Origin of the sequence: Exiguobacterium sp. U13-1 (genome assembly GCF_001750115.1) — a bacterium.
In the GTDB taxonomy this organism is placed as follows: Bacteria; Bacillota; Bacilli; order Exiguobacteriales; family Exiguobacteriaceae; genus Exiguobacterium_A; species Exiguobacterium_A acetylicum.
On sequence record NZ_CP015731.1, the window covers coordinates 681,054 to 699,594 of the forward strand.

The 18,541-nt window shown below is 48.0% G+C and carries 21 protein-coding genes; 15 read left to right on the forward strand and 6 right to left on the reverse strand.

The genetic code is table 11. The annotated features are described in order from the left end of the window. The first annotated feature begins 38 nt into the window (after window positions 1–38). The 7 genes from ESP131_RS03630 (at window position 39) to ESP131_RS03660 (ending at window position 5,397) form a co-directional block, all read left to right on the forward strand. Entirely contained in the window at window positions 39–1,172 is a 1,134-nt protein-coding gene (locus ESP131_RS03630) for a YfbR-like 5'-deoxynucleotidase (protein ID WP_069940180.1), read from the forward strand. After that, entirely contained in the window at window positions 1,169–2,371 is a 1,203-nt protein-coding gene (locus ESP131_RS03635; RefSeq protein ID WP_029343198.1) for a multidrug effflux MFS transporter, read from the forward strand. The genes ESP131_RS03630 and ESP131_RS03635 overlap by 4 nt, the downstream gene beginning before the upstream one ends. Window positions 2,372–2,523: 152 nt before the next feature. After that, window positions 2,524–2,751, forward strand: coding sequence for a hypothetical protein (locus tag ESP131_RS03640; protein ID WP_047391922.1), 228 nt, complete (start codon window positions 2,524–2,526; stop codon window positions 2,749–2,751). Beyond that, window positions 2,741–3,262: an NfeD family membrane protein gene (locus ESP131_RS03645; RefSeq protein WP_069940181.1), complete on the forward strand. Its 522-nt coding sequence runs from the start codon at window positions 2,741–2,743 to the stop codon at window positions 3,260–3,262. The genes ESP131_RS03640 and ESP131_RS03645 overlap by 11 nt, the downstream gene beginning before the upstream one ends. Beyond that, entirely contained in the window at window positions 3,259–4,779 is a 1,521-nt protein-coding gene (locus ESP131_RS03650; protein ID WP_058704618.1) for a flotillin lipid rafts scaffold protein FloT, read from the forward strand. The genes ESP131_RS03645 and ESP131_RS03650 overlap by 4 nt, the downstream gene beginning before the upstream one ends. Continuing rightward, the gene (locus tag ESP131_RS03655; protein WP_156772482.1) at window positions 4,776–5,189 is read left to right on the forward strand and encodes a hypothetical protein; all 414 of its coding nucleotides are present in this window, start codon (window positions 4,776–4,778) and stop codon (window positions 5,187–5,189) included. The genes ESP131_RS03650 and ESP131_RS03655 overlap by 4 nt, the downstream gene beginning before the upstream one ends. Continuing rightward, on the forward strand, window positions 5,182–5,397 hold the full coding sequence (locus tag ESP131_RS03660) for a hypothetical protein (protein WP_029343203.1): 216 nt from the start codon (window positions 5,182–5,184) through the stop codon (window positions 5,395–5,397). Before ESP131_RS03655 ends, ESP131_RS03660 begins: the two co-directional genes overlap by 8 nt. Window positions 5,398–5,464: 67 nt before the next feature. Here ESP131_RS03660 and ESP131_RS03665 read toward each other — a convergent pair whose 3' ends face one another. Beyond that, entirely contained in the window at window positions 5,465–6,313 is an 849-nt protein-coding gene (locus ESP131_RS03665; RefSeq protein ID WP_029343204.1) for a DegV family protein, read from the reverse strand. 16 nt (window positions 6,314–6,329) lie between these two features. After that, the gene (locus ESP131_RS03670) at window positions 6,330–7,151 is read right to left on the reverse strand and encodes an octanoyl-[GcvH]:protein N-octanoyltransferase (protein WP_029343205.1); all 822 of its coding nucleotides are present in this window, start codon (window positions 7,149–7,151) and stop codon (window positions 6,330–6,332) included. A 145-nt stretch (window positions 7,152–7,296) separates the two neighbouring features. On the opposite strand from ESP131_RS03670, the gene ESP131_RS03675 reads away from it, so the two are divergent. From ESP131_RS03675 to ESP131_RS03685, 3 genes are all read left to right on the forward strand, one after another. Next, window positions 7,297–8,604, forward strand: a complete 1,308-nt coding sequence (locus ESP131_RS03675) for an HD domain-containing protein (protein WP_029343206.1) — start codon at window positions 7,297–7,299, stop codon at window positions 8,602–8,604. After that, complete coding sequence (locus tag ESP131_RS03680; RefSeq protein ID WP_029343207.1) at window positions 8,601–9,458, forward strand: phosphotransferase family protein; 858 nt, start codon at window positions 8,601–8,603, stop codon at window positions 9,456–9,458. The genes ESP131_RS03675 and ESP131_RS03680 overlap by 4 nt, the downstream gene beginning before the upstream one ends. A gap of 122 nt (window positions 9,459–9,580) precedes the next feature. Then, window positions 9,581–10,759: a NupC/NupG family nucleoside CNT transporter gene (locus tag ESP131_RS03685; protein WP_023466789.1), complete on the forward strand. Its 1,179-nt coding sequence runs from the start codon at window positions 9,581–9,583 to the stop codon at window positions 10,757–10,759. A 55-nt stretch (window positions 10,760–10,814) separates the two neighbouring features. Here the strand turns inward: ESP131_RS03685 and ESP131_RS03690 are convergent, their stop codons facing one another. Further along, complete coding sequence (locus tag ESP131_RS03690; RefSeq protein WP_069940183.1) at window positions 10,815–11,459, reverse strand: NAD(P)-dependent oxidoreductase; 645 nt, start codon at window positions 11,457–11,459, stop codon at window positions 10,815–10,817. 72 nt (window positions 11,460–11,531) lie between these two features. Next, the gene (locus ESP131_RS03695; RefSeq protein ID WP_023466792.1) at window positions 11,532–11,717 is read right to left on the reverse strand and encodes a 2-hydroxymuconate tautomerase; all 186 of its coding nucleotides are present in this window, start codon (window positions 11,715–11,717) and stop codon (window positions 11,532–11,534) included. Between the two features lie 168 nt (window positions 11,718–11,885). Here ESP131_RS03695 and ESP131_RS03700 point away from each other — a divergent pair, with 168 nt between their 5' ends. Further along, complete coding sequence (locus tag ESP131_RS03700; RefSeq protein WP_069940184.1) at window positions 11,886–12,410, forward strand: hypothetical protein; 525 nt, start codon at window positions 11,886–11,888, stop codon at window positions 12,408–12,410. Window positions 12,411–12,475: 65 nt separating this feature from the next. Further along, window positions 12,476–12,970, forward strand: a complete 495-nt coding sequence (locus ESP131_RS03705; RefSeq protein WP_023466794.1) for a YwhD family protein — start codon at window positions 12,476–12,478, stop codon at window positions 12,968–12,970. A 35-nt stretch (window positions 12,971–13,005) separates the two neighbouring features. Here the strand turns inward: ESP131_RS03705 and ESP131_RS03710 are convergent, their stop codons facing one another. Together ESP131_RS03710 and ESP131_RS03715 are read right to left on the reverse strand one after the other, a co-directional pair. Next, window positions 13,006–13,851 carry a metallophosphoesterase gene (locus tag ESP131_RS03710; protein WP_069940185.1) on the reverse strand — a complete coding sequence of 282 codons (846 nt, stop codon included), beginning with the start codon at window positions 13,849–13,851 and terminating at the stop codon, window positions 13,006–13,008. Between the two features lie 89 nt (window positions 13,852–13,940). After that, entirely contained in the window at window positions 13,941–15,497 is a 1,557-nt protein-coding gene (locus tag ESP131_RS03715) for a BCCT family transporter (RefSeq protein WP_069940186.1), read from the reverse strand. Between the two features lie 378 nt (window positions 15,498–15,875). On the opposite strand from ESP131_RS03715, the gene ESP131_RS03720 reads away from it, so the two are divergent. From ESP131_RS03720 to speB, 3 genes are all read left to right on the forward strand, one after another. After that, window positions 15,876–16,547, forward strand: a complete 672-nt coding sequence (locus ESP131_RS03720; RefSeq protein ID WP_029343212.1) for an NAD(P)H-dependent oxidoreductase — start codon at window positions 15,876–15,878, stop codon at window positions 16,545–16,547. Window positions 16,548–16,691: 144 nt separating this feature from the next. Beyond that, on the forward strand, window positions 16,692–17,534 hold the full coding sequence (gene speE, locus ESP131_RS03725) for a polyamine aminopropyltransferase (protein WP_023466799.1): 843 nt from the start codon (window positions 16,692–16,694) through the stop codon (window positions 17,532–17,534). Window positions 17,535–17,648: 114 nt separating this feature from the next. Continuing rightward, window positions 17,649–18,521: an agmatinase gene (gene speB, locus ESP131_RS03730; RefSeq protein ID WP_047391872.1), complete on the forward strand. Its 873-nt coding sequence runs from the start codon at window positions 17,649–17,651 to the stop codon at window positions 18,519–18,521. Window positions 18,522–18,541: the final 20 nt, after the last annotated feature.

The following is an 18,541-nucleotide window of genomic DNA, read 5'->3' on the forward strand; positions in this document are numbered from 1 at the left end:
AGGGTACTCTCTGTCCGTCTTTCGTTAGGAGAGATTTCATGCAAAACGGTAATTTCATTCGGATGCTGACGCGGATGCAAAACGTTCCACGGTGGGATGAATATGCACCACGTTTTCCGGATAACGCAGCCAGTCACAGCTTTCGTGTTGCCTTATTCAGTTTGATGGCAAGCTATTTAGAAGAAGTAGACGGGCAAAGACCAGTCGATCGCCTGACATTGCTCGGAAAAGCCCTATTCCATGACATGAACGAAGTCATTACTGGACCCATTAAACACCGGACAAAAAAAGAGCCAACGTTACATGCACACATTCAGGCAATGGAACAACAAGCAAGTGAACAGCTCGTTGCCTTACTCTCAAAATCGCTTCAATCAGCGTTCACGACATACCTCGTGCATGCAGAAGATGAATCGCCAGAGGGACGAATCGTCGAAGCGATTGATACGTTCGATGCGATGTTGTACGCGCGCCGAGAAGCACGGATGACGGAGTCCGTCTTTTTCGAACAAAAAGCAGCGGAATTACAGGATGTTCTGGAACGACACCCACTTGTTTCGGTCCGGCGCTTGACACAGTCGGTCATGGAAGAGGATGAGATGTCTCATTTCATTGAAAATGTCTTGATGATGGATACAATTCGGCGCTGGAAAGGACGTTTCAATACGATTGATGATAACGACGCGACACATGCGTTTCGAGCAGCCTCGCTTGGTATCTTCAATGGTCTGATTGAATCAGAAAAATACGGCGTCACGATCGACATCGAAGAAGTCGTCTCGCGGCTCTTGTGTCATGATCTCGTCGAAGGAACGACAGGGGATGTTCTTGGACCTGTCAAACATGCGACACCGGTCACAGCAGCAGCCTTCGAAGCTTACGAACGGGCAGAAGGAGAGATGTTGATCAATAATTTACCGAAAGACATTCGAGCACCGTTCCGTCGGTTCGTCGTTGAAGCAAAAGACGAGACATACGAGGGACAGATGGTCGACGTGATCGATAAACTCGATGCGCTGATCAAGATGAACATGGAACGTAAATTAAATGGGGTCGAGTATGAGACGGGTTATCGGGCACAACTCAAAAAGGTTCAGATGACATATGAAAACCCATCGGTCGTCTTTTTCCTCGCGTATGTCTTGCATGATTTGGATTACGTGACGTCATGACGAAGACAACGATGACCCCACGCCGCTTAACGTTGATCTTGATCCTCGGTTCACTCGCTGCACTCGGACCACTCTCGATCGACATGTATCTACCTGCTTTTCCGGATATGTCACGCTCGTTTGATGCGAGTGCATCACTAATCCAATTGAGTTTGACGGCTTGTATGCTTGGAATGGCGCTTGGACAATTGATCGTTGGTCCGCTGAGTGACGTTCGCGGTCGTAAACGACCGCTGATGTTTGCTCTGCTCGCATATCTGCTCGCTTCTCTCGCCTGTGCGATGGCACCGACGATCGAAGTATTGATCGCGCTTCGATTCATTCAAGGAGCAGCCGGAGCGTCAGGAATCGTCATTTCCCGGGCAATCGTTCGTGACTTGTTTGATGGACCCGAATTGACGCGGTTTTTTGCTGCCTTGTCACTCGTCAACGGAACAGCACCGATTCTCGCACCCGTCATCGGAGGACAGTTGCTTCGGTTCGGTGACTGGCATTTCGTCTTCTACTTGCTTGCAATTTTAAGCACGATGATGTTGCTTGCCGTCGCACTTCGTTTACCGGAAACGCTCCCGCTTGAGAGACGAGTCGAAGGAAACCTGACGACGACGTTGAAGACGTTCGGACGCTTGTTGACGGACCGCGTCTTCATCGGCTATGCGTTCGCACAAGCATTCGTCATGGGCGCGATGTTTGCCTACATCTCCGGTTCACCGTTCGTCTTACAAAATATTTATGGCGCCTCGCCGCAACAGTTCAGTTTTTTGTTCGGTTTAAACGGAATCGGAATCATCCTAGCAGCACAAATCGCCGGTCGTCTTGCTGGTCGTGTCGATTCAGAGCGGCTGATGCGAATCAGTTTGACGATCGTTGCGAGTGCGAGTATCTTATTGTTCCTCGCCTTGACGTTAACGGAGCAGCTGATCTTCGTCATGATTCCACTGTTCTTCGTCGTTTCGAGCGTTGGTTTGATCTCGACGCTCGGTTTTACCTTAGCGATGCAAAATTACGGAGCAACGGCAGGCAGTGCCTCGGCACTGCTAGGACTCTTGCCAATGCTTGTCGGCTCGCTCGTGTCACCACTCGTCGGGATCATGGGGGAGCAATCGGCTGTTCCGATGGGTTTGATCATCATGACCTTAGATTGCCTGGCGCTCATCCTCTATTACGGTCTGATTGTTCGTCGACCGAATCGTTCATAAACGCTAATTATTCAAAAACGTTTGTCCTCTGTATGGGACGAACGTTTTTTTCTTTTAATGAAAGGAAAATAAATGGAATTCATTTTGAAACATTTTCTAAAAAATAAGCGTAGAAGAGAAAGAAAGCCAGTACTTCAGAAAGGAGTGGAGCGATGAAACAGGAGTTGCAGCGTGAACGAAAACCGTCGATTGAGGCAAGATTAGCCCGTCATTTTGCCGCACAGAAAAAATACTTACGCCGTCAAGAAGAGGCAATCGATCAACGAGACAAAGAATTGGCTCGTTTATTGTTTGAGGAAAACCGGACTGCTTATCAAAGGGCTTACCACGAACTGTATGGTTCCCATCCTTACATCGAGGTGAACGAAGATGGACGTTAGTACACTTTATTTATATGCGTTAGCGGCTGCAGCTTGCGGTGTGTTTGTGTCCATCCTATTCTCAGACGTCATTCCAGGCGTCGATCAAATCTTTCATCCTACGTTGATCTTATCTTTTGTCATCATCACGTCAGCGATCGGATTCGGACTCGAACAGCTCAGTCCGTTTGGTTCGCTGTTAATTCTAATCATCAGCAGTGTGATTGCGTTATTAGTGACGACGCTGATGCATATTTTCTTATTCGTTCCGATGGCACAAGCCGAACAGTCGCTTGGATTTTCGGAACAGATGCTAGAAGGACGCAGTGCAACCGTCATCGTGCCGATTCCGACTGAAGGATATGGTGAAATCTTACTTGATGACGTCTCAGGACGCGTATCAAAGTCAGCCGTTCTGTTTGAAGGACCTGCCCTACCACAAGGCACAAAGGTGCTCGTCATCGAAATCAAACAAGGCGTCGCGTCTGTTGTGACGTACCCCCAACAATGGAAAAAGGAGATGTTTACATGAATCCAGTATTAATCGTATCAATCGTCGCGGTCGCATTGATCGTTGCGTTGATCGTCCTATTCATCACGAAATACCGAACAGTTGGTCCGGAAGAAGCGCTGATCGTATCGGGGAGTTATCTCGGAGGACGCAACGTCAATACCGATGAGTCCGGCAACCGGGTGAAAATCATTCGTGGTGGCGGGACGTTCGTGTTACCTGTCTTCCAACAAGCGACACCACTCAGCTTGTTATCAAGTAAGCTTGAAGTCACGACACCCGAAGTCTATACGGAGCAAGGTGTACCGGTCATGGCAGACGGAACAGCGATCATCAAGATCGGCAGTTCGATTTCTGAAATTGCGACGGCAGCGGAGCAGTTCCTCGGAAAATCAAAAGAAGAGCGCGAAGGAGAAGCACGTGAAGTCCTTGAAGGACACTTGCGTTCGATTCTCGGGTCGATGACCGTCGAAGAAATTTATAAGAACCGTGATAAGTTCTCACAAGAAGTCCAGCGGGTCGCGTCTCAAGACCTGGCGAAGATGGGACTCGTCATTGTATCGTTTACGATCAAAGACGTCCGTGATAAGAATGGATACTTAGAATCGCTCGGGAAACCGCGGATTGCACAGGTTCGCCGTGATGCCGATATCGCAACGGCAGACGCGGAAAAAGAGACACGCATCAAACGAGCGGAAGCTTCAAAAGATGCGAAAAAAGCAGAACTCGAACGTGCAACGGAAATCGCTGAAGCGGAAAAAGAAAATCAGTTGAAGATGGCAGATTACCGTCGCGAACAAGATATCGCGAAGGCGAAAGCCGACCAAGCATATGATCTCGAAAACGCACGTGCGCAACAAGAAGTCACGGAGCAACAGATGCAAATCAAAATCATTGAGCGTCAAAAACAAATCGAGCTTGAAGAACGCGAGATTCTCCGTCGTGAGAAACAATACGACGCGGAAGTCAAAAAACGCGCCGATGCCGATCGTTACTCGATTGAGCAGGCTGCCCAAGCGGATCGTGCGAAGCAATATGCGGAAGCAGATGCAACGAAATACCGGATCGAGGCATCAGCAAAAGCCGATGCAGAACGAATTCGTCTCGATGGTCTCGCGAAAGCGGACGCTGAGCGGGCACAAGGGGAGACGGAAGCGGAGATCATTCGTCTGAAAGGTCTTGCGGAAGCAGAAGCGAAAGAAAAAATCGCGCAGGCGTTCGAACAATTCGGACAAGCAGCGATTCTCGACATGGTCATTCGGATGATGCCAGAGTACGCAAAAGAAATTGCAGCACCACTCGGTAACATCGATAAGATCACGGTCGTCGATACAGGTAGCGGTGAAGGTGGCGGTGCGAACCGTGTCACGGGTTACGCGACAGATTTGATGGCATCACTGCAAGAGACGTTAAAAGCGTCGTCAGGACTCGATGTCAAAGAGTTGATCGAGAACTTCTCCGGTAAAGGAACGGCAAAACCGTTGACGGTCAACTTGAATTCCCATGATGCGGTGGCAGCGTCGAAAACAGAAGAATGATGGCAATCCGCGTCTTATTGATAGTGTTCGCACTCCTTCTTTTTCATTTCGCTTGGCCGCTTCCATGGTATGCACTGGCGGTACTAGGTGGCGTCATTGGCATCATCAAAGGATACACATCGGATGACGGAATCGCGAATATATTCAATATAAAGAAGGTATCTTACTCACTTTACGATCGACAAACACGTCAGGAGGCCGTTCTCGCTCTAATGTGTAGCCTGTTGACGGTCGATTTCCCGTATTGGTTCGCTAGAGTGACGACAGGAATCACGTGGCGTGATGTCGGATATGTTGGGTTCGAAGTAGTATCGACACTTCTGTTCGCTTATGTCTTATTCCGTTTCTTATGTCTGAATCTATTCCAACCGTTCTCGGAGTCTGAAAGAAGGGAGCAAAGAAATGGATAGTTTATTTCTACTGCAAGAGCGTTGGATGCTGTTGCTTCCGTTCCTCGTCGTCTTCTTGATTAACGTCGGGCTATTGACTGCCCTTCTGAAGAAGCGACGTGATTTACCGAAGCTGTTAGTCTTCGGAATGGGTGGGATGGCGATCGTGTTCATCGTCTCTTCGCTTGGATTGAGCATGGCACTGCTGTTTTTCGGATACAATTCATAAAAAAACGGGGCAGGCTCTAAACAGAGTCTGCCCGTTTTGTCGTACTATAGGATAGGAATGAGTGCCATTAACGTGGAAGGTCATACCCAATGACGACGAGTCCCGGACCTGTATGTGAACCGATCGCCGCGCCAGCAATCGTCAAGATGACTTCGCTTGGTGAAAAATGAGCTTCAATCAATTGTTTTAACTGTTCTGCCCGTTCGATCGAATCCCCGTGACCGATCATGATCCGGTGTCCGTCAATCGCTGGACGTGCTTCTTCCATCCACTCGACGATCCGGTTCATGACTTTTTTCTGACCGCGGATTTTTTCTTTTGGAATCAACTTTCCGTCTTCGACTGTCAAGAGTGGCAAAATCGATAAGAGACCACCAATAAAGGCACTGGCACGAGAAACGCGTCCACCGCGCATCAAATATTCAAGTGATTCGACTGTAAACAGATGACGAATCGTATTTACCTTGGCTTCAGCGTAAGCCACTGTTTCTTCGAACGAATGCGTTTGTGCGTATTCTGCGACGTCGAGAACGAACAATCCTTGTCCTGTTGAAGCTGTTTTCGTATCGAGTACCAGGTAAGGAACGTTCGGATACTTTTCGGCGAGTTCATCTGCGAGCATCTTCGCTGTTTGATACGTTCCTGATAATTCGCTCGAGAAAGCGAGGTAGAGGAAGGGGTCCCCTTGTTCAAAGTGACGCGTGAACACCTCGACCATCCGGCTGACTTCGACCTGGAATGTCTTCGGTGCTGCACCGTCACGCATCTTATCATACAGTTGCTTCGGAGATATCGATTCTCCATCGAAGAACGTGTCTTCGTCGATCAATACGCCGAACGGCATGACCGTAAAATCATATGCATCTAACATGTCTTTTGGTGCATCAGCACCACTGTCTGTGATCAATCGGATCATCACGTTCTCTCCTTTCTTAACCTAGGGCTTTTTCGTTTCGATCAAGCATTCGACTCAAGTTGACGCCGAATCGTTCGTTCTCGAGTTCAGTCAACGTCGCGGGCGTCAAAGCAGCGCCGAGCGCAAGTAACGCTTCATATGCACGACGTAAGCACTCCTCGACCGTCAAGGAGGTACCGAGCAGTTCCTCGAGTGACGCCATTGTTTCCGGCACGACGGTCGGGTAGACGAATTTCGTCGACTCACCTTGAAGCGCTGCCGCGTAAAAGTCACGGACTAAAGCGGCGCGTTGACTTCCACTTCCGTTGACACAAAGGTAGATTTGAACGGCAACTCCGCCACGAACACGACGCTGGGAGATACCAGCGAATTTTTTACCGGCAATCGATAAGTCATAAGAACCGGGACAATACGATCCGACGACTTCACCAGCGACGATCGCGTCTGTTTCTTGTGCGAACATACGACGGACGAGCGCAAGCATCGCTTCGTAACCACTGTCGATATCGATGCCGCCGCGTTCCGGTAGGACGAGTGAAATATTTAAAACACCGGCGTCGAGGACGACGGCAAGACCACCTGAATTACGGACGACGGGCGAGAAACCATGTTCATGCAGAACGGATACACCGTCAGCAAGATGAGGAAGACGGGCATCCTGGATGCCGAGGACGACAGTTTCGTGGTGAATCCAAGAGCGGAGTGCTGCTCCTTCTGTCGCAACGGAAGCACATAATGTGTCGTCCATCGCAAACGATTGTGTCGCATGGAAAGCAGTTCCGAGTGACGTTTGATCAAAAATACGATAATGTTCTTGTTTTAAGAGTTCGATTCCCATAGGCTCGTTCCTTTATTGTAGATTTGCGACATCATTATAGCACAGGGTGTGTAAAGTTTCTGTGCGAAGCGACGCGGGAGACAGGAATCCCAGGAAACAAAACCGAACAACAACGACATAGACTCGATTTAAAGGAGAGAAACATATGTATCAATCATTAGGACAATTAAAGGAAACGAAGGTCTTCAAAGATCCCGTTCATCGGTATATCTATGTCAGCGATCAGTTGATTTGGCAATTAATCGGGACACGTGAATTTCAGCGACTACGCCGGATCAAGCAACTGGGGACATCCTTTTTGACGTTTCACGGGGCGGAACACACACGGTTCCATCATTCGCTTGGTGTTTACGAAATCACGCGGCAACTGATCGACGTCTTCAACGGTCGCGCCGACTGGGACGATCAATACCGGGAGTTGACACTGGCTGCAGCCCTCTTACACGATGTCGGACACGGGCCGTTTTCGCACGCGTTTGAGAATGTCTTTGGTGTTGACCACGAGACGTGGACGGAGCGGATCATCCTCGGGGACACGGAAATCAAAAAAGTCCTCGACCAAGTCGGAGACGGATTCGCGGAAGAAGTAGCGTCGATCATCAACAAGACGCATCCGAATCAATTGCTTGTCACGATGATTAGTTCACAACTCGACGTCGACCGGATGGATTACTTATTGCGCGATGCGCACTTTGCTGGTGTCAGCTACGGAAAATTCGATCTCGAACGGATGCTTCGTGTATTGCGTCCGGCGCCGAATCAGATGGTCGTCAAACAGTCGGGGATGCATTCAATCGAAGACTACATCATGCGCCGGTATCAGATGTATTGGCAAGTCTACCTGCATCCGGTAACACGATCGAGTGATTACCTATTAAAAGCCATTCTCGAACGGGCGCAGGAGTTGTACCTGTCCGGTTATCCGTTTGCGATTGCACCGGTCCATTTGATGCCGTTGTTTGATCAGAAGATGGAGTTGCGTGATTTCCTTGGGCTCGATGAGACGATCGTCTACTTTTATTTTCAGCAGTGGGCGAATGAGCAGGATCCAATCCTTGCTGATCTCTCGAGGCGATTCGTTGACCGGAAGTTGTTCAAGTATGTTGATTATCCGGCTGAAAAACGTGAACTCGTCCACGATAAACTGTGTGAGTTGTTTGAGGCGATCGGCTTGAATCCGACCTATTATCTGCTTGAAGATAAACTCAGTCGTCTTCCTTACGATTTATATGGAGACAACGGGGAAATCAGCAAACAACCGATCATGTTACAGATGAAGGATGGACAGATGAAAGAAATTTCGCAAGTCTCACCACTCGTTCAAGCCATCGCCACATCACGCCAGACTGATGAGAAGCTGTTCTTCCCGCAAGAAATTCTGCACGACTTGCGCGAACATGCGAACGAGAAGATGCAAATCGACCAATTATTGACTGGCAGCGTGACGTCATGATATCGTCCGCTGTCCTAACAAAAATCTTGCAACAGCTTGGACGGGAGGGAGGAGAGGTCGAAGTCCTAAAAGGCGCGACTTCCTCCCTCGTTTTGCGAGTCGGTGAGGGAATTCTTCGCGTCCATACGAATCAAGACTGGTTGCGAGAAGAACCTGACCTCGTCTTACATGAAGTATTTGCGTTACAAGCAGCAGGTGATTTGGCACCAGATGTACTGGACTATCAAGCGGATGTCAGGGACGAAATACCGCCGTGGTTATATATGACCCGCTCGCCGGGAGAGATCCGAATCGATCAGGTGGATGAGCGATATGTCGAACGATTGGCGCGTACGCTTGCTGCGATCCATGCACTACCGATACCAGAATCGCGTTATGTCTATCAACCGTATACGACGGAACGTCACGTCCCGACGTGGACGCAGCATTCGGAGAGATGGCGTCAGCTACTGGCGATCGAACCGGTCGAAAGTCAACGTATTCGTTTCATTCATCGGGATTTTCATCCGGTCAATGTGTTATACGAAATAAATGAAACGTGCCATACGATTGATTGGGTGAATGCGTGTGTAGGACCCATTGAAGTCGACCTTGCGCATTGTCGTTTGAATCTTGCCTTGCTCGAATCTGTTGAGATAGCGGATCATTTTTTAAAAAGTTACTGCGAGCAGACGAAACATTCCTACGATCACGCGTGGGATATTCGGGCTGTTTTTGATTTTGGACCTGAAACGATTGACGTCTATCCGGGGTGGAAAGCATATGGAAGGCAAAACCTTAGTCAGGACAATGTTCGGGAACGCTTGGAAAAGTTTGTCTTGAAAGTCTATGAAAATAACGAAAGCGGTTACTAAATGAACTTTTCCTCTTGTAGTTCTTCGGAATATTGATTATTCTATTACTTGGAAAGAGATTAAACGTCAGACATCGTACGAATGTACAACTGATAAACAACTAATAGATAGAGGGGTACTTCATGAAATATCTTATCGCACTACTCGGACTGGCTATCGTTTTCGGCTTGGCACTCCTTGTCAGCAGTAACCGTAAAGGCATCAAATTGAAACCGCTTGCGGTCATGCTAGTTCTTCAGCTCGTACTTGGGTTCATTTTACTCAATACATCGTTCGGATATATCGTCATTCGTGGCGTCGCGAAAGTCTTTGAAAAACTGCTTAGCTATGCGGCAATCGGAATTGATTTCGTCTTCGGTGGTTTAGCGAATGAAGGCGCACAACCATTCTTCATCAATGTCTTGCTACCGATCGTCTTCATCTCTGCTTTGATCGGGATTCTTCAGTTCACTAAGATTTTACCACTCTTGATGCGAGGTATCGGTTTCGTCCTATCGAAAGTCAATGGTATGGGACGTCTTGAGTCTTACAACGCGGTTGCTTCAGCTGCGATCGGACAATCAGAAGTATTCATCACAGTCAAAAAACAAATCGGTCAATTACCAGCAAATCGTCTCTACACATTGTGTGCGTCAGCGATGTCGACGGTTTCGATGTCGATCGTCGGTGCGTACATGACTATGGTAGAACCGAAATATGTCGTTACAGCAATCGTCTTGAACTTGTTCGGTGGTTTCATGATCGTCTCGATCATCAACCCGTACACGGTTGACCCGGAAGAAGATATTCTTGAAATCGTCGAAGAAAAGCAAACGTTCTTCGAGATGCTCGGCGAATACATCATGGATGGATTCAAAGTCGCAATCATCGTTGGTGCAATGTTGATCGGTTACAATGCCTTGATCGGAATGGTCAACGATATCTTCTTAATGGTTCTAAACATCTCGTTCCAAGAAATCCTCGGATACATCTTTGCACCGTTCGCTTTCATCATGGGTATTCCATGGGCGGAAGCTGTCAGTGCCGGTAGTGTCATGGCAACGAAGTTGATCACGAACGAATTCGTTGCGATGTTGAGTCTTCCAGAATACTCAAAAGAATTCTCGGAGCGTACACTCGGAATCGTGTCTGTCTTCTTGATCTCGTTTGCGAACTTCTCGTCAATCGGAATCATCGCTGGTGCGGTTAAAGGATTGAACGACCGCCAAGGAAGCGTTGCAGCTAGTTTTGGTCTGAAGTTACTCTACGGCGCAACACTCGTCAGTGTCTTGACGGCAATCGTCGTCAGCGTCTTGCTGTAATCGTTACACATATGAAAGAGCAATGGATCTGCTGATCCATTGCTCTTTTTGTTTTTCACTCAGTTGATCCATGCGAAGCAATCCCGACGCGAACCCGATGATGGGTTCCGTCACGATAGACTTCGTAAGCGAACTGCGCGACGTTTTCCCGAGGAATCGGACCTGTCGGTGCAGTGAAGCGTGTTGTCTCGATCAAGAGGTCGTCAGCAGCAAGTGCGTTGTCTTCCGTCAGTTGTGTTGGACAGATGACGGTGAAGTCGACGTCTGCATCCTTTAACGTCAGATAAGCTTTCAAGTGATCCTCTGCTGCAATCGTCGAGCGGCGACGGGACTCACTCGATTGGAAACGATACTTCCCAGGTTCTTCTGACGCATCGAGAATGCCTGCCGTACCAATGAAGACGATTCGTTCGATGCCTGCTTCCTTCATCTTCGTGACGAGATGTGGAATCGCTGTCGAAAGGACCTGTTGTTGATCAGTTCCGAGACAACTGAAGACAGCTTTACTCCCTGCGAGCGCCTGTTCAAGATCGTCCGGGTTGGTCGCGTCTCCTGTCAGGATATGAAGGCGATCGTGAACGGGTAAGTCCGGTGACGTGGAACGCACAAGTGCTTGGACATCATAGCCGTCTTCTAATAACCGATCAATTAAAGGGCGACCCGTTCGACCGGTCGCACCAAGTACAGTAACAGTAGTCATGAGAATTCCTCCTTAAAGATCAAGTAGATGGGAAAAAGAGACGTGCGGTAGCGACCGGACGTCTCTTGTTGTTTATTTATCAGCGAACATGACGCCAGCTTGACCGTAATCTGTTTTTTCCATCTCTTCGATGAAGACCGTAATGTTTTCTTTTGGAGCATTTGTCGTTTCCGACACCGCTTCCGTAACTTTTTCAATCAAAGCACGTTTTTGTTCGACTGTACGACCCGATAACATTTTAACCGTAACATATGGCATGACTTCATTTCCCCCTCTAGCTTGATGACGATACGCCATCAGTATAGCGCATTCGATAGGGGATTCGTCAATTCGAACATCGTTTTCGAAAAAGAAGGGTATAAGGTAGGAGCTATTCTTGTCGGAAGCGAAGGTAGTCATACACATACGGCAGAAAAGGAGAGACATATGGACGCAATCATACGGAAGAAGATTCATACGTTACTGATTTTTGATCGGGCGTTACTGGAGGATACGAATTATCCGTTGTCTGGTGCAAAAGGACTCGAAGTCGCAGATATCGTCTTTGAACAAAACATTCCATTCGGACGACTCGTAACGGATAAAGAGCTCGCTCAACTGCTGAATCAAAAAGAAGCAAAGCGATACGGGATGTTGACGTTGCTTGAAGACGATGTACGTTTCAAACCGTTGTTTCAAAATCGAAAACCGACAGCTGACATGGAAGAAGAGGTCGAGGCGAAAGTGAGAGAACTCGCGCATCAGTTACGTGCGATTCGGTCGCGGTGTTCTTCACTAGAACGTCTCTTCTTGTTCGGTCGTGCGGCGCAAACCCTGTTTGACCGCGCTTTGCTTCATCTCGAAGAAGTCAATCCTCCGGCGCATGAGGAGATTGCGTCCATGACGTGTTACCGTCTCCCGACGATTCGCCGAGCATCAGAGGAACAATTACAGTTACTTCGTTACGAGTGACTGGTTGCAGACACATCGGAATACGGTATGATAGAAGCAACAGGATTAAAAGGGGACAAAACACGATGGAAAAAAAGATTAACTTTAATATCATTTCAGATAACTCTACAGACGGTCACGGAGGATTTGGTGTCGGAACACTCAGCTTAAATAGTATGTCACCCGTCATCATTTCTCCGGAAGACGGCGAAGCTTACATCGATATGGGCGCGATGCACGCGAAAGCAGCCATCGAGAAACGCGTCAAGTTCACGACGGATAAAGCCGATACGCCAAACGGTAAACTGTACTGGATCGTTTGGGTGACAGTCGGTCGTAAACCTGAAGGCTTCTATTACGGCGGTGTCGCTGCCTGCGATCTGTTAGTCGATGCGGAAGCACGTCGCGGATTCAAGATTCTCGCTGATCATGTCAATAAAATGGATAAATCCCTTAAAGGACGAATTGTTGTCGATCACATGGATGAGCGTTCAAAAGAATTGTTACGTGATTTCTTACAGACACATAAACCTGAGATGTGGGAAAATGCTGACGCTGCTCTACATGAAGCGTTGGTCTAAACAAAAGAACGTGTGCCGCGGCACACGTTCTTTTTTCATGGTCGTTTCAGCGTTAAGACGACGAGTTCCGGATGATTGAACAGACGAAACGGAAACAGGCTGTTCCCGAGACCACGACTGACGATCAGTTCAGTCTGCTGTTCCTGATAGCGACCGGCCGTCACGGTTGGAAAGAATCCTTGACCGGGCGCATACAGACCTTCCGTAAACGGCAGACGAATCTGTCCACCGTGGGCGTGACCAGACAAAACGAGATCAATGGAACGCTCGGCATACAAAGATTTATATTCCGGACGATGCGCAAGCAAGAGCTGGAACGCATCAGGTGAGACGTCTTGCAATGCTTGATCGAGACTTTGACGAATGCCATCCGGTTCCGACAGACCTTCGCGCCATCGTGTCGTCGTCGGATCATCGATACCGAGTAACGAAATCGATTGACCTTGGTATTCGATGACGCGCGATTCATTCCGGAGAACGGTGACACCCAGTTGCTCAAGCTTCGGCAAAATCGTTAGATTGAGTCGCACCTCATGATTCCCGGTGACGAAGTAGACCGGATATCGATCAACGAGCGCTTTCATGAGTGTAAGGGCGGCCTCTTCACCGTTTCGCCTCGAGTCAATCAAATCACCTGTCATGACGACGAGATCCGGCTTTTCGCGATCAATCTTGTTCAGTAGTCGTTCTTGTTCATTCCCAAACGCTTTGCCATGTAAATCTGCGACCTGCACGACGCGATAGCCATCAAACGCTTCCGGTAAGCGATTCGACGTGACCGTCATCCGTGAGACATCAATGACGTTATTTTCACGATATAAAAACCAGCTTCCTAAGGCGAAGACACCAAGGGATACTAGCCAGCGTGTACGTTTTCGCATAAGCCACCTCATTTCTTCTACTCAGCATAATTCAGGATAACAAAAAAGACCTCCTTCCGTATGCGACGGAAGGAGGAAATCAATTCAATTTAAGCATCTTGTTTTAAATCTGTGACTTCTTTTTGCGCATCGGGTTCATCTGACAAGTCCTTGAACAAGGCGATGACCATCATTCCGACGACGAAGATGAACGGGAAGGCGGCTAGAACAGCGGCTGCTTGTAAGGCGCTTAATCCACCGGCATAAAGTAAGACGGCAGCGATCGAAGACTGGATGACACCCCAAGCAAGCTTGATGCGTAAGCTTGGCATCAGGCTACCGCCAGACGATAGCATACCGAGAACGTACGTCGCGGAGTCAGCCGAAGTGATGAAGAACGTCGTGATCAAGAAGACGGCAACGATACTGAGGAACGTACCTAAGCCACCGAATGTCTCAAACAGAGCGAACATTCCAGTTTCGACCCCTTTATCGTTAACGGTCGAAATCAAATTGACGTTTTGGAACAATTCGTTCCAGATCGCTGACCCACCGAAGACCGAGAACCAAAGGAGACCAAAGATGGTTGGGACAAGCATGATGCCGATGACGAACTCACGAATCGTCCGTCCTTTTGAGACGCGGGCGATGAACGTACCGACGAATGGTGACCATGAAATCCACCAAGCCCAGTAGAAAATCGTCCAACCGTTGATCCACTCACGTTCATCTGGGTTAAAAGCAGAAGCCCGGAAGCTCATGACGGGTAAGTTCTGCAGGTAAGCCCCTGTCGTTTGCACAAAGAGGTCCATAATGAAACTGAACGGTCCGAGGAAGAGGACACCGATCATCAACAGAACGGCAAGAACGATGTTGGCGTTACTGAGACGAACGATTCCTTTATCGAGACCTGACGCGGCACTGATCATGTAGAGAATCGAAACGACGACAATGATGATGATTTGAGTCGTGAATGTGTTTGGAATACTACTTGTCAGGAAGTTGAGCCCACCTGAGATTTGTTGCGCACCGAGACCAAGTGACGTCGCGACACCAAATGCCGTTGCGACGATAGCAAGTACTTCGACAGTACCTTTACCGGCAGAAGCATACCGAGGCTTCATCAATGAAGCGACGGTATCCCCAATCGTAGCGGGACGTCCTTTTCGGAATGTCGAGTACGCAATCGCAAGCGCGACGATCGCGTATAAGGCCCAAGGATGGAGTCCCCAATGGAAGAACGAATAGCGCATTGCGAGGCGTGCTGCTTCCGTCGGATCGTCTGTTGCGACTGGCGGTGTATGGAAGTGCGTCAATGGTTCTGAGACACCCCAGAAGACAAGCCCGATTCCCATACCAGCACTGAAAAGCATCGCAAACCAAGAAATGAGACCATATTCAGGACGGTCCGAATCCTTACCGAGTCGGATTGAACCGAAGCGGGAAAAGATTAAAAAGATAGCAATGATTAAAAAAGCACTCATGCCGAGTAGATAAAGCCAGCCAAATCCGTTAGAGACAAAGGATTGTGCTTTACCTGTGACATTTCCGAGACTAGCTGCACCGATTAGGGATTCCGGTAAGATTCCCCATATGGTAAAGAGCACACAGAAAATGACGGATACCATAAAGACTTTTGTGATCTTACTTTTTCGATTATTTTCCATCGTGTTCCACACCTTCTTTCGAATTTTACATAGTTGTTTTGTATCAAATGATGGCAACGACATTATCATTACCCCGTCAATCCGATAACAAAACCTAATCACGCAGGGTACTACCGTAACAAACATTTGAGCGGAAAAGCAAATCGACCGGGAAATGAGAACAAAAAAACCAATGATTTACAAGGAAGGGAGAGCAAAAAAGGGCTCAATCATGCGTATCTAAAATAATGTGGAAATAAAGAAAAAGAAAACGTTAATACTGTTATTTCCCGTTTCGTCTTAAAACTAACGTAAAGCTTGATATGAGCAAATCAGAGGCAGTCTGAAATCAGATTTGATATAACAAAAGCAGTCATCATTTTGAAGGAGGCATTTCCCATGGAAAAAGAACAACAAAAACAAGCGATTCTCGAAGCATTTCAATCTCGTCATGCCACAAAGGCATTTAACGGTCAAATGATCCCAGAAGAAGATTTTCGTTTCGTTTTAGAAACAGCGCGTCTGTCACCGAGCTCGTTCGGTTATGAGCCATGGAACATGCTCGTCATTCAAAATCCAGAAATTCGTGAAGCATTAAAAGAAGTCTCTTGGGGGGCGCAAGGACAATTGCCGACAGCGAGTCACTTTGTCTTATTCCTCGCCCGGACAGGGGAGCAAATGCAGGCAGATGGTCCACATGTCACGCAGATGATGGACTTCCTTGGTTTATCCGAAGAAGCGAAAGCCGGACGGACGAAGCGTTATGGTCTGTTTTTAAAAGAGGATTTCGCGATTGGTGATAACCCGAAAGCGATGGAAGACTGGGCAGCAAAACAAGCTTATATCGCACTCGGGAACATGATGTCGACGGCAGCACAAATCGGTGTGGATTCATGCCCGATCGAAGGATTCGACCAGCAAGCCGTCGAGCAATTACTCGTCGATCGTGGACTGCTCGATCGTTCTGTTTTCACGGTGCCGGTCATGGTCGCGTTCGGTTACCGAGCAGACGAACCAAAACGTGAAAAGCAACGTCGTCCGCTCGATGAAATCGTGACGTTCGTCGAGTAAAGACGAAAGACAAAAATTTTCGAATTATATAGAAGTTTCTTTCGAAATTCGGTATACTCGCATTTGTATGATTAAGAAGCGCCGTAAACGCCACTCGCATACGAACAACTTTTGTCTTGATGAAAGAAAGGGGTTCTATCGCAAATGGAACAAAAATTAAAGTTATGGTTCACGGAACACCAAACGGAAGATTACGGTATCACATTCCGTGTCAACCACGTTTATGAGAGCGAACAAACGGAGTTTCAACGCCTAGAGATGGTTGAAACGGACGAGTTCGGTACGATGTTGTTACTTGACGGAATGGTCATGACGACAGATAAGGACGAGTTCGTTTACCACGAGATGGTCGCGCACGTCCCATTGTTCACACACCCGAATCCAAAGTCGGTTCTGGTCGTTGGTGGAGGAGACGGCGGAGTCATCCGTGAAGTCTTGAAACACCCATCCGTCGAAAAAGCAGTTTTGGTTGAAATCGACGGAAAAGTCATCGAGTATTCGAAAAAATACCTCCCGAACATTGCAGGTGGATTGGACGATGCACGCGTCGAAGTCATCGTTGGGGATGGATTCATGCATATCGCAGAAGCAGAAAACGAGTATGATGTCATCATGGTCGACTCGACTGAACCAGTTGGTCCAGCGGTCAACTTGTTCACGAAAGGCTTCTACTCTGGTATTTCAAAAGCATTAAAAGAGGACGGCATTTTCGTCGCACAATCGGATAACCCATGGTTCACACCAGACTTGATCCGTGATGTTCAACGCGACGTCAAAGAAATCTTCCCGATCACGAAGCTCTACATCGCAAACGTTCCGACATACCCAAGTGGTCTTTGGACGTTCACGATCGGATCGAAGAAACATGATCCGCTTGCAGTTGCACCAGAGCGTTTCCACGAGATCGACACAAAGTATTACACGCCTGAGCTTCACACGGCAGCCTTCGCGCTTCCGAAGTTCGTTAAAGATTTGACGAACGGCTGAGCTCAGTCACTATAGCACACATGAACAGAGCGGTTTCGATCTTCGAAATCGCTCTGTTGTCAGGTAAACAGGCGTTTGCATCAGCAAACGGCAAATGAACAGGGGGAATGGATCATGCGTTTTGATGAAGCATATTCAGGAAAAGTCTTTATCGCGAGTCAACCGACTCACGAAGATGCAAAAGGAATTTTATACGGCATGCCGATGGACTGGACGGTCAGTTTCCGTCCCGGTTCACGATTCGGTCCGGCACGTATCCGTGAAGTCTCACTTGGTTTAGAAGAATATAGCCCGTACTTAGATGGTGACATCGCTGACGCAAAATTGTTTGACGCGGGAGATATCCCGTTACCATTCGGGAATGCACAAAAATCACTTGATATGATTGAAGAATACGTCGATTCGTTACTGACAGCAGGCAAGTTCCCGCTCGGTATGGGTGGCGAACATTTAGTCACGTGGCCAGTCGTCAAAGCGTTCGATAAACACTTCGATGATTTTGTCGTACTTCACTTTGATGCGCATACGGACTTACGAGACGAATATGAAGGAGAGCCATTGTCGCACTCGACGCCACTCAAGAAGATCGCCAACTTGATCGGACCAGAGAACTGCTATTCATTCGGAATTCGTTCAGGTATGAAAGAAGAGTTCGAATGGGCGAAGACATCAGGTTACAACCTCTTCAAATACGAGATCGTCGAGCCGCTTCGTCAAGTCCTTCCGACACTTGCCGGTAAAAAGGTCTACGTTACGATCGACATCGATGTTCTTGATCCGTCAGCAGCACCAGGGACAGGAACACAAGAAATCGGTGGGGTGACGACGAAGGAATTACTTGAGGTCGTTCATATGATTGCACGAGCAGACGTTGACGTCATCGGTGCGGATTTGGTAGAAGTATGCCCAGCATACGATCAATCTGACATGACAGCGATCGCTGCAGCGAAGGTATTACGTGAAATGATGATTGGATTCATTAAATGAATAGACAAAAAGAGACCAGA

Coding starts and splice junctions, on each gene's coding strand:
- ESP131_RS03640 (WP_047391922.1), top strand. CDS start 2,524: ATGAAACAGGAGTTGCAGCGTGAACGAAAACCGTCGATTGAGGCAAGA.
- speE (WP_023466799.1), top strand. CDS start 16,692: ATGGAACAAAAATTAAAGTTATGGTTCACGGAACACCAAACGGAAGAT.
- ESP131_RS03695 (WP_023466792.1), bottom strand. CDS start 11,717: ATGCCATATGTTACGGTTAAAATGTTATCGGGTCGTACAGTCGAACAA.
- ESP131_RS03710 (WP_069940185.1), bottom strand. CDS start 13,851: ATGCGAAAACGTACACGCTGGCTAGTATCCCTTGGTGTCTTCGCCTTA.
- ESP131_RS03705 (WP_023466794.1), top strand. CDS start 12,476: ATGGAAAAAAAGATTAACTTTAATATCATTTCAGATAACTCTACAGAC.
- ESP131_RS03715 (WP_069940186.1), bottom strand. CDS start 15,497: ATGGAAAATAATCGAAAAAGTAAGATCACAAAAGTCTTTATGGTATCC.
- ESP131_RS03655 (WP_156772482.1), top strand. CDS start 4,776: ATGATGGCAATCCGCGTCTTATTGATAGTGTTCGCACTCCTTCTTTTT.
- ESP131_RS03720 (WP_029343212.1), top strand. CDS start 15,876: ATGGAAAAAGAACAACAAAAACAAGCGATTCTCGAAGCATTTCAATCT.
- ESP131_RS03660 (WP_029343203.1), top strand. CDS start 5,182: ATGGATAGTTTATTTCTACTGCAAGAGCGTTGGATGCTGTTGCTTCCG.
- ESP131_RS03645 (WP_069940181.1), top strand. CDS start 2,741: ATGGACGTTAGTACACTTTATTTATATGCGTTAGCGGCTGCAGCTTGC.
- ESP131_RS03630 (WP_069940180.1), top strand. CDS start 39: ATGCAAAACGGTAATTTCATTCGGATGCTGACGCGGATGCAAAACGTT.
- ESP131_RS03700 (WP_069940184.1), top strand. CDS start 11,886: ATGGACGCAATCATACGGAAGAAGATTCATACGTTACTGATTTTTGAT.
- ESP131_RS03635 (WP_029343198.1), top strand. CDS start 1,169: ATGACGAAGACAACGATGACCCCACGCCGCTTAACGTTGATCTTGATC.
- ESP131_RS03680 (WP_029343207.1), top strand. CDS start 8,601: ATGATATCGTCCGCTGTCCTAACAAAAATCTTGCAACAGCTTGGACGG.
- ESP131_RS03650 (WP_058704618.1), top strand. CDS start 3,259: ATGAATCCAGTATTAATCGTATCAATCGTCGCGGTCGCATTGATCGTT.
- speB (WP_047391872.1), top strand. CDS start 17,649: ATGCGTTTTGATGAAGCATATTCAGGAAAAGTCTTTATCGCGAGTCAA.
- ESP131_RS03685 (WP_023466789.1), top strand. CDS start 9,581: ATGAAATATCTTATCGCACTACTCGGACTGGCTATCGTTTTCGGCTTG.
- ESP131_RS03675 (WP_029343206.1), top strand. CDS start 7,297: ATGTATCAATCATTAGGACAATTAAAGGAAACGAAGGTCTTCAAAGAT.
- ESP131_RS03665 (WP_029343204.1), bottom strand. CDS start 6,313: ATGATCCGATTGATCACAGACAGTGGTGCTGATGCACCAAAAGACATG.
- ESP131_RS03690 (WP_069940183.1), bottom strand. CDS start 11,459: ATGACTACTGTTACTGTACTTGGTGCGACCGGTCGAACGGGTCGCCCT.
- ESP131_RS03670 (WP_029343205.1), bottom strand. CDS start 7,151: ATGGGAATCGAACTCTTAAAACAAGAACATTATCGTATTTTTGATCAA.